Origin of the sequence: Parvibaculum sp. (assembly GCF_002684405.1) — a bacterium.
Classification (GTDB): Bacteria; Pseudomonadota; Alphaproteobacteria; order Parvibaculales; family Parvibaculaceae; genus Parvibaculum.
In genome coordinates this window covers 1-9,584 of the sequence record NZ_NYVD01000125.1, presented here as the reverse complement: position 1 = coordinate 9,584, position 9,584 = coordinate 1, and the positions used below count along the sequence as shown (strand labels likewise).

Sequence of the window (9,584 nt, the reverse complement as noted above, 5' to 3'; positions counted from 1 at the left end):
GTCGGGGGCGTGGTCTTCCAGCGCCTCGAGCCCGCACAATACGGAGGACTGCCGCGTATCGCCCCCGGTCACGGGCGGGAGGAGGCCGGCGAGGCCCGCGACGGCGTGGTCGAAGGCGGCGCGATCGTCCGCATGAATGACGGTCAGCACGGCGTCGATGCTGGGATGGGTCGAAAAGGCCCGCAATGTGCGCCGCAGCACCGGTTCTCCGGCCAGATCGCGGTACTGTTTCGGGGCCCCGGGCCCGGCCCGGCTGCCTCGTCCGGCGGCGACGATGAGAGCGGCAATCTTCATAACCGGGCCTCAAGCTCTGCCTTTTTAGAGGCAGGGGTAAAAAACTGCCCATGATTTCGGCAAATTTCGTGAATTACCTTGCCGAAATGCCCTCGAATGGGTAACTTGTTAAAAAATTGTGCAGTCAAACTTGGTGCCTAAATTTTGAACATAGAGATTGCGTCTCATAATCTCGCTTCCCGCGTCCTTCTGGCGCCAATGGCCGGTATCACCGACCTGCCGTTCCGCCGGGTCGCGTCGCGCTGCGGTGCCGGGCTTGTCGTCTCCGAGATGGTCGCGAGCGATCAGCTCGTGCAGGAAAGGCCCGATGTCGTGCGGCGGGCAAGTGGCGCGGGCGAGTTTTCTCCCCTTGTTATTCAGTTGGCGGGCCGGGAGGCGCATTGGATGGCCGAAGGCGCCAGAATGGCTGAAGCCGCCGGCGCAGACATTATCGATATTAACATGGGCTGTCCCGCCAAACAGGTCACGAGTGGCCTGTCGGGTTCCGCGCTGATGCGCGATCTGGACCACGCGCTGGCTCTGGTGGAAGCGACCGTCGAGGCGGTATCGGTGCCTGTGACGCTGAAGATGCGGACGGGGTGGGACGATAGCAGCCGCAACGCGCCGGAGCTGGCCCGCCGGGCAGAGGCCGCGGGCGTTCGGATGCTGACTGTGCACGGCCGCACACGCTGCCAGTTCTATAAAGGCCGCGCGGACTGGAATTTCATCGCAGAGGTCAAGAAGGCCGTCTCGGTTCCCGTCATCGCCAATGGCGACGTGCTGACCTGCGCAGACGCTCGCGCGATCCTCGATGCAAGCGGGGCCGACGGCGTGATGATCGGGCGGGGCGCTCAGGGTCGTCCCTGGTTCCTGCGCCAGGCCGGCCATTTTCTGGAGACGGGTGAGGAACTGCCCGATCCCGGTTGGGCCGAGCAGGGCGAGATCGTTCTCTCGCATTATCGCGACATGCTCGAACATTACGACCTTGCCCATGGCGCGCGCCTCGCGCGAAAGCATCTCGTCTGGTACCTCGAAGCGGCATCCCGCACATTCCCCGAGGAAGCCATGGCGCTGCGGCGCCGGATCGTTCGTATGGACGATCCCGACGAGGTGCTGAGCGAACTCGCGCGTTTTTATGAATTCGCAGCCGAAGCCGAACCGGCCGCAAAGCGGGAGGCTGCATAATGTCTCAGGCCGTCAAATCTCCCTCTGCCAGCCTGCCGCCGGAAGCCGCGGTCATTCTCAAGGCGATGCCGCATCCGGTTATTCTGATCGATAGCAATCAGCACATCGAATATGTGAATGACAGCGCGCAGGAATTCTTTGCCTCCAGTTCGGCCTTGCTCGAAGGGCACCGGCTGGACGAGATCATCGCCTTTGGCAGCCCGGTTCTGTCGTTGATCGAACAGGTTCTGGACCGGGGCGTTTCCGTCAACGAGTATGGCGTGGAAATCTCGAGCCCGCGCTTCGGTGAGCGTCAGGTCGACATTCAGGTGTCGCCCATGGTCGAGTATCCCGGCCACTGCCTCCTGCTGCTTCAGGTGCGCACCATGGCGCAGAAGATGGACCGGCAGCTGACCCATCGCGGCGCGGCGCGTTCAGTCACCGGCATGGCCGCCATTCTGGCCCATGAGATCAAGAACCCGCTCTCGGGTATTCGCGGCGCGGCGCAGCTTCTGGAAATTTCCGGCAGCGCCGACGACAAGGCGTTGACGCGCCTCATCTGCGACGAGACCGACCGCATCTGCAAGCTTGTCGACCGGATGGAAGTCTTTTCCGACGAGCGTCCCGTGCCGCGCGAGCCGGTGAATATTCACCTCGTGCTGGGCCATGTGAAGCAGCTCGCCCAGACGGGCTTTGCAAGTAATGTGAAGATCACCGAGGAATACGACCCCTCGCTGCCGCCGGTTCTGGGCGACAAGGACCAGCTCATACAGGTCTTTCTGAACCTCGTGAAAAACGCCGCCGAGGCGATCGACCGTCCCGATGGCGAGATCACCCTGACCACGGCCTATCGCCCCGGCGTGCGCCTTTCCATGCCCGGCAGCCGCGACCGGGTGAGCCTGCCGCTCGAAATTTGCGTGATCGATAACGGATCGGGTGTTCCCGACGATCTGGTGGAACATCTGTTCGACCCCTTCGTGACGACCAAGTCTTCGGGGACGGGACTTGGGCTTGCGTTGGTGGCCAAGATCGTCGGCGATCACGGCGGTATCATCGAATGCGAAAATCAACCGCATGGAGCGCTCTTCCGCGTTCTGATGCCGATGCATTCGGGTGCATTGCCGGCCGTCGGGCACGACGGGGAGGGATTGTCGGAGGGCATTTCAACAGGCGCTGAGAAGCGCGTTCCGTAAACGGAGTATATTATGCCGAGTGGTACCATTCTTCTGGCCGACGACGATGCCGCGATCCGCACCGTGCTGAACCAGGCCCTTGGTCGGGTCGGGTACGAGGTCCGCTCCACCGGCAATGCCTCGACATTGTGGCGCTGGGTCAATCAGGGAGACGGCGATCTCATCATCACCGATGTGGTGATGCCCGACGAGAACGCTTTCGATCTCATTCCGCGCATCAAGCGGGCGCGTCCGGAATTGCCGATTGTGGTGATGAGCGCGCAGAACACGCTCAAGACGGCAATCACCGCCGCCGAACGCGGCGCCTATGAATATCTGCCCAAGCCCTTCGACCTGAACGAACTCATCCGCGTCGTGGACAGGGCGATGACGCAGCCGCGCGAGCCTGCGGTGGCGCGTTCCAAGGAAGAAGACGGCGAAAAGATACCGCTGATCGGCCGCTCGCCCGCCATGCAGGACATTTACCGCGTCCTGGCGCGCCTGATGCAGACCGACCTTACGGTCATGATTGCCGGCGAGTCCGGAACGGGCAAGGAGCTGGTGGCGCGCGCGCTTCACGATTATGGCCGCCGCCGTAAAGGTCCCTTCGTGGCGGTGAACATGGCCGCCATTCCGCGCGAGCTGATCGAGAGTGAGCTTTTCGGTCACGAGAAGGGCGCTTTTACCGGCGCCAACCAGCGCGCCACGGGCCGCTTCGAGCAGGCCGAGGGCGGCACGCTCTTTCTCGACGAAATCGGCGACATGCCGATGGAGGCCCAGACCCGTCTTTTGCGCGTGCTTCAGCAGGGCGAATACACCACCGTCGGCGGGCGCACGCCGATCAAGACCGATGTGCGCATCGTCGCGGCGACCAACCGCGACTTGCGTCAGCTCATCAATCAGGGCCTCTTCCGCGAAGACCTGTTCTTCCGCCTGAACGTGGTGCCCATCCGGCTGCCTCCCTTGCGCGAACGGTCGGAGGATATTCCCGATCTCGTCCGGCACTTCCTGGCTCTGGCCGAGCAGGAGGGGCTGGCGACCAAGATGATCGACGCGGAAGGCATGGAACTCCTGAAGCGGTATCGCTGGCCGGGCAATGTCCGCGAGCTTGAAAACCTCGTGCGACGTCTGGCGGCTCTCTATACCGAGGAGACGATCGGCGCCGATATTCTGGAGGTGGAGCTCGCCGAACCCGAATTCGGCAAGCCGGAGGCCCAGCCGCCCGCCGACGAGCCGCTCTCGGCGGCGGTCGAACGGACGCTGAGCCGGCTTTTCGCCGCTCACGGCGATGAATTGCCGCCCGCCGGTCTCTATGAGCGCCTCATGCTGGAGGTCGAAAAGCCGCTCTTTTCCATGTCTCTGGCCGCGACGAGGGGCAATCAGATCAAGGCCGCGCATCTTCTGGGCATCAACCGGAATACGTTGCGCAAGAAAATCCGGGAGCTGGACATACAGGTAATTCGCGGAATCAAGTGATCTTCATGTCATGGTGATGTAATACAGCCACAATGTGGTTGATCGGACGCGATTGGCGATACAATATTGTCCGGCGACGCACAGGCTGCGTGGCGTATTAGGCACAGCGGAACCCGGAAAGGCGCATCTGGCGCCATGTGCAACCGGCCCCGCGGGATCGTGACATGACCTCAACATTCGATGCGGGAAAGGTCGGGGCCGACTGGTTCAAGGCCGTGGAAAGCCGGGTCTGGCGCATCATGGCGCGCCGCGGCTTCTCTACCGTGTTCGCGATCGGCCTGGTCATTCTGGCGATCCTTCTGGGGGCCTTCACCTATATGCTGCTGACGGGGCTCACCCCGTTCAAGCCCAGCGAAGGCCTCATCATCACGCTGCTGATCGCCAATCTGGCGATCGTTCTGCTGCTTTTCGCGCTGATCTGCTGGCGCATCATCCGCATCATCATGGCCCGCATCAGCGGCACGGCGGGCGCGAAGCTCCATGCCCGGCTGGTGACCATGTTCGTGATCGTGGCGGTGATGCCGGCGATCATCGTCGCCGTTTTCGCCGGCGTGACCCTCAATCGGGGCCTCGACCGCTGGTTTTCCGACCGCTTGCAGCTCGTCATTTCCAACGCGCAATCGGTCGCCGAGGCCTATCTGAACGAGCACGATCACGTGCTGCGCGGCGATGTGCTGGCCATGGCAACCGACCTCGACCGGGCCGCGCCCTATGTCGCGGGCAATCCCCAGCGCCTGCAAAAGCTCGTCGCCGCTCAGGCTATCCTGCGCTCGCTGCCCTCTGCCTATGTGATCAATTCCGGGGGGCGCATTCTTGCCAAGGCCGTTGCCAGCATGGCGCCGGAAATCGGCATGCCGAGCGACGAGCAGTTCAACCGGGCCGATCAGGGCGAGTCGGTTCTTTTCACCATGTCGGACGAAAACCAGATCCGCGCCCTGGTGAAACTCAACGCCTATCAGGACGCCTATCTTTATGTGGCGCGCATCGTGGACGCCAAGGTGCTGCGCCATCTGGCCCAGTCGCGCGAGGCGGTCAGCGAATATGAGGATCTGGAGAAGCGCCGCTTCACCTTCCAGATCACCTTTGCGCTCATCTATGTCGCAGTGGCGCTCATCACGCTGCTGGCGGCCATCTGGCTCGGCCTTTGGGCCGCCAACCGGATCGTGGAGCCCATTTCGCGCCTCGTGCGCGCATCGGAGCGGGTGCGCGAGGGCGATCTTTCCACGCGCGTCGAGATGGAAGGCACCGGCGACGAGATCGACGATCTCAGCAATTCCTTCAACCGCATGACGAGCCAGCTTGAAAATCAGCGCACCGAGCTTGTGGCCGCCAATCACCAGCTCGATCAGCGCAGCCAGTTCACCGAGGCGGTGCTCTCCGGCGTCAGCGCCGGCGTGCTCGGCCTCGACAATGAAGCCCATATCACCCTTGCCAATCGCGCCGCGCTGAGATTTTTCGGCAAGACGGCGGACGAAATGATCGGCCGGAACATCATGGTGGCCGTGCCGGAAATGTACGGCGCTGTGTCCGATGCGCGCGCCTGGCCGGAACGCACGGCGCATCGTCAGGTCGTGCTCCTCCAAAGCGGTCAGGAACGCACGCTCAATATTCGCGTAACGCGCGAAATGACGGAGAGCGGGCAGGGCGGTTTCGTTCTCACCTTCGATGACATCACTGAACTCGTTCATGCCCAGCGCACCGCCGCATGGGCCGATGTGGCCCGCCGCATTGCGCATGAAATCAAGAACCCGCTGACGCCTATCCAGCTGTCGGCGGAGCGTATTCGACGCAAATACGGCAAGGAAATCACGACCGACCCGGAAATCTTCGAACAATGCACCGAGACGATTATTCGGCAGGTCAACGACATCGGCCGCATGGTGGACGAGTTCTCCTCATTTGCGCGCATGCCCTCGGCGCTGATCAAGATTGTCGATCTCAACGAGATATTGCGCCAGGCGGTCTTCCTGCAGCGTGTCGCCAATTCCGATATCGACTACGCGCTCAATGTGCCCGAGACGTCGGCCCTGCTGGAATGCGACGGCCGGCTGGTCAGTCAGGCGCTGACCAACATTCTGAAGAATGCCGCCGAGGCTATTCGCGGCCATGACGTCGACGAGGAAGACGAGGACGACGCTTCGGAAAACGGCAACGAGAAAAAGCCGATTGGCCGCATCGACGTGGCTCTCTCCGTCGAGCCCGAATACATCGTGATTCAGGTGACGGATTCAGGCTGCGGCCTTCCCGAGACGGACAGACTGCGGCTGACCGAGCCCTATATGACGACACGGGCCAAGGGAACGGGCCTCGGCCTCGCAATCGTGAACAAGGTAATGGAAGACCATGGCGGGCAGCTGGAGCTGGATGATGCGCCGGCTGCCGAGGGATGGGAAAGCGGCGCGCGGATTACGCTTCGTTTCCCGCGTCAGCGCAAATCGGCCGACGGAGAAAACAACACCGACGACGCGGCCGGTAGTGAAGAAGTAAAGGAAGAGGCGGTCAATGGCGTCTGATATTCTGATTGTCGATGACGAAGCGGATATCCGGGAACTCGTTTCCGGCATATTGAACGACGAGGGATATACGACCCGTATGGCGGGGGACGGCGACAGCGCGCTCGCCGCCATCGAGGCGCGGCTGCCCGGTCTTGTCATTCTGGACATCTGGTTGCAAGGCTCGCGGCTCGACGGGCTGGAACTGCTCGACATCATCCGCGAGCGTCATCCGGACCTGCCGGTCGTCATCATCTCCGGCCACGGCAATGTCGAAACGGCCGTCTCCGCGATCAAGAAGGGCGCCTATGATTTCGTCGAAAAGCCCTTCAAGGCGGACCGGCTCATCCTGATCGTGCGGCGCGCCATCGAGGCCTACCGCCTGCGCCGCGAAAACGACGAGCTGCGCAATCGCGTCGGCGACGACATGACCATGATCGGCTTCTCGCCCGCGATAGGTCAGGTCCGCCAGACCATCGACAAGGTCGCGCCGACCAACAGCCGCGTCCTGATTACGGGGCCATCCGGCGCCGGCAAGGAAGTCGTCGCGCGGCTGCTGCACGGGCGCTCGCGCCGCGCCAGCCATGCCTTCGTTGCCTTGAACGCAGCCAACATGGCGCCCGAACGCATGGAGGAAGAGCTTTTCGGCACCGAGGCCTCCGCCTCGGGCCCGCGCAAGGTCGGCGTTTTCGAACAGGCCCATGGCGGAACGCTCTTTCTGGACGAAGTCGCCGAAATGCCGCTGGAGACGCAGAGCAAGATCCTGCGCGTGCTTGTCGATCAGACCTTCGAGCGTGTCGGCGGGTCGCAGCGTGTGAAGGTCGACGTCCGCGTCGTCTCCTCCTCCAGTCGCGATCTCGCGGAGGAAATCGCCAAGGCCCGGTTCCGCGAAGACCTCTACCACCGGCTGAATGTCGTGCCGATCCATGTGCCCTCGCTGTCGAGTCGCCGGGAAGATATTCCGTTTCTTGTCGAATATTTCATGGCGCAGGTGTCCAAGGCGACGGGCCTTCCGCCGCGCCGCGTCTCCGACGATGCGATGGCGGCCCTCCAGTCGCATGACTGGCCGGGCAATGTCCGTCAGCTGCGCAACAATGTGGAGCGCATGCTCATCCTCACCTCCGGCGATTCCAATGCCGTGATCTCGACCGATATGCTGCCGGCGGAAGTCAGTTCCTCCTCGCAAATGTCGGTCAGCGGCACGGGCGGCGAACATATTATGGCGCTTCCCCTGCGCGAGGCGCGGGAAACCTTCGAGCGCGAATATCTGATTGCGCAGATCAGCCGTTTCGGGGGAAATATCTCGCGTACCGCCGCCTTTATCGGTATGGAGCGGTCGGCGCTGCACCGGAAGCTGAAATCGCTGGGTGTGGCAACATCGAACAGGCAGGAAGCCTGAGACAACTCAAGATACAGCGCCCACTAAAAGGCCGGAAAAATGAAAGTCATCGTCTGCGGTGCGGGTCAGGTCGGATTCGGCATCGCCAAGCAGCTCGCGGCGGAACAGAACGATGTGACTGTGATCGACCAGTCGCCGCAACTCGTGCAGCAGATTTCGGATTCTCTGGATGTCCGCGCAATCGTCGGCCATGGCGCGCACCCCGATGTGCTGGCCCGGGCCGGGGCGGCGGATGCCGACATGCTGATCGCGGTCACCTTCCACGATGAAGTGAACATGATCGCCTGTCAGGTGTGCCATTCGGTTTTCCGCGTGCCGACCAAGATCGCGCGTATCCGGTCCCAAAGCTATCTGCAGCCGGGCTTCCAGGACCTTTTCTCGCAGGACAATCTGCCCATCGACGTCATCATCTCGCCGGAGCTCGAGGTGAGCCGCGCCGTGCTGCGCCGCCTCTCTTTGCCGGGGGCGTCCGAAATTCTGAATTTCGCCGAGGGCAAGGTCGCCGTGGTGGGCGTGACGCTTGAGGAAGACTGTCCCATCGTCAATACGCCTCTTCGTCAGTTGACGGAACTGTTTCCCGATCTTCGCTCTCGCGTGGTCGGCATTTCGCGCGGCGGCAAGCTGTTCGTCCCGCGCAGCGACGACCAGATGATCGTCGACGACGAGGTCTACTTCGCCGCCGACATTCGCGATGTTCGCCGCACCCTCGGCATTTTCGGGCACGAGGAACAGGAAGCCCGCCGCATCATCATTGTCGGCGCCGGCAATATCGGTCTTTCGGTGGCGCTTGATCTGGAGCGCAATCACCCGGGCGTCCGCGTGAAGGTGATCGAGCGCCAGCGCGACCGGGCCGTCTATGCCGCCGACCATTTGAAGCGCACCATCGTGTTGAACGGCGACGGGCTGGATCCGGAGCTTCTGCAGGAAGCCGGCATTGCCGAAACGGAGGCCATCGTCACGCTCACCAATGACGATCAGGCGAATATCCTCACCTGCGTGCTGGCAAAGCGCGAAGGGGTGGGGCGCACCATGAGCCTCATCAACAACCACACCTACACGCCGCTCATGCGCTCGCTCGGCATCGACGCCTTCATGAACCCCCGCGCAACCACCGTGTCCAGCGTGCTCCAGCATGTACGCCGCGGACGTATCCGCGGGCTTCAGTCCGTGCATAACGGCGCCGCCGAAGTGATCGAGGCGGAGGCGCTGGAAACATCCACGCTGGTGGGCAAGCCGCTGCGCGAAGTGAATCTGCCGGACGGCATTCTGGTCGGCGCCATCGTTCGGAGCGGCGAAGTCATCATTCCCAATGGCGCAACCGAGATCATGGCCGGAGATCGCGTCGTTCTCTTCGCCCGCTTCGACCAGGTGAAGAAGGTCGAGCAGATGTTCCGCGTCAGTCTTGAATTCTTCTGATCCCCTTATTCCGATCCGGAGCACGCCTTGTCACGCATCGCCTATGTAAATGGCCGCTACGTTCCGCATGAACGGGCGGCGGTGCATATCGAGGATCGCGGCTATCAGTTTGCCGACGGCGTCTATGAGGTGTGCGGCATAAAGGGCGGCCTGCTGATCGACGAAACGCGCCATCTGGACAGGCTCGAACGC

The 9,584-nt window shown here is 62.5% G+C and carries 7 protein-coding genes and 1 pseudogene; 7 read left to right on the top strand and 1 reads right to left on the bottom strand.

Going from position 1 to position 9,584, the window contains the following annotated elements:
- The coding region (locus CMI59_RS11680) for a 2-C-methyl-D-erythritol 4-phosphate cytidylyltransferase (protein WP_293328431.1) at positions 1-294 on the bottom strand (294 nt) is incomplete at its 3' end.
- A 144-nt stretch (positions 295-438) separates the two neighbouring features.
- Here CMI59_RS11680 and dusB point away from each other — a divergent pair.
- The 7 genes and pseudogenes from dusB to CMI59_RS11645 all read left to right on the top strand — a co-directional run.
- On the top strand, positions 439-1,458 hold the full coding sequence (gene dusB, locus CMI59_RS11675) for a tRNA dihydrouridine synthase DusB (protein WP_293328430.1): 1,020 nt from the start codon (positions 439-441) through the stop codon (positions 1,456-1,458).
- Entirely contained in the window at positions 1,458-2,630 is a 1,173-nt protein-coding gene (locus tag CMI59_RS11670; protein ID WP_293328429.1) for an ATP-binding protein, read from the top strand. The genes dusB and CMI59_RS11670 overlap by 1 nt, the downstream gene beginning before the upstream one ends.
- Before the next feature lie 12 nt (positions 2,631-2,642).
- Positions 2,643-4,085, top strand: a complete 1,443-nt coding sequence (gene ntrC / locus CMI59_RS11665; protein ID WP_167095232.1) for a nitrogen regulation protein NR(I) — start codon at positions 2,643-2,645, stop codon at positions 4,083-4,085.
- A gap of 164 nt (positions 4,086-4,249) precedes the next feature.
- A complete protein-coding gene (locus CMI59_RS11660) occupies positions 4,250-6,598 on the top strand; it encodes a PAS domain-containing sensor histidine kinase (protein ID WP_293328428.1) in 2,349 nt (782 codons plus the stop codon).
- Positions 6,588-7,976 (top strand): sigma-54 dependent transcriptional regulator, encoded by a 1,389-nt coding sequence (locus CMI59_RS11655; protein WP_293328427.1) that lies wholly within the window; start codon positions 6,588-6,590, stop codon positions 7,974-7,976. The genes CMI59_RS11660 and CMI59_RS11655 overlap by 11 nt, the downstream gene beginning before the upstream one ends.
- Positions 7,977-8,015: 39 nt before the next feature.
- Positions 8,016-9,392, top strand: a complete 1,377-nt coding sequence (trkA, locus tag CMI59_RS11650; protein ID WP_293328426.1) for a Trk system potassium transporter TrkA — start codon at positions 8,016-8,018, stop codon at positions 9,390-9,392.
- Between the two features lie 27 nt (positions 9,393-9,419).
- Positions 9,420-9,584, top strand: a pseudogene (locus tag CMI59_RS11645) (D-amino acid aminotransferase); the annotation flags it as partial.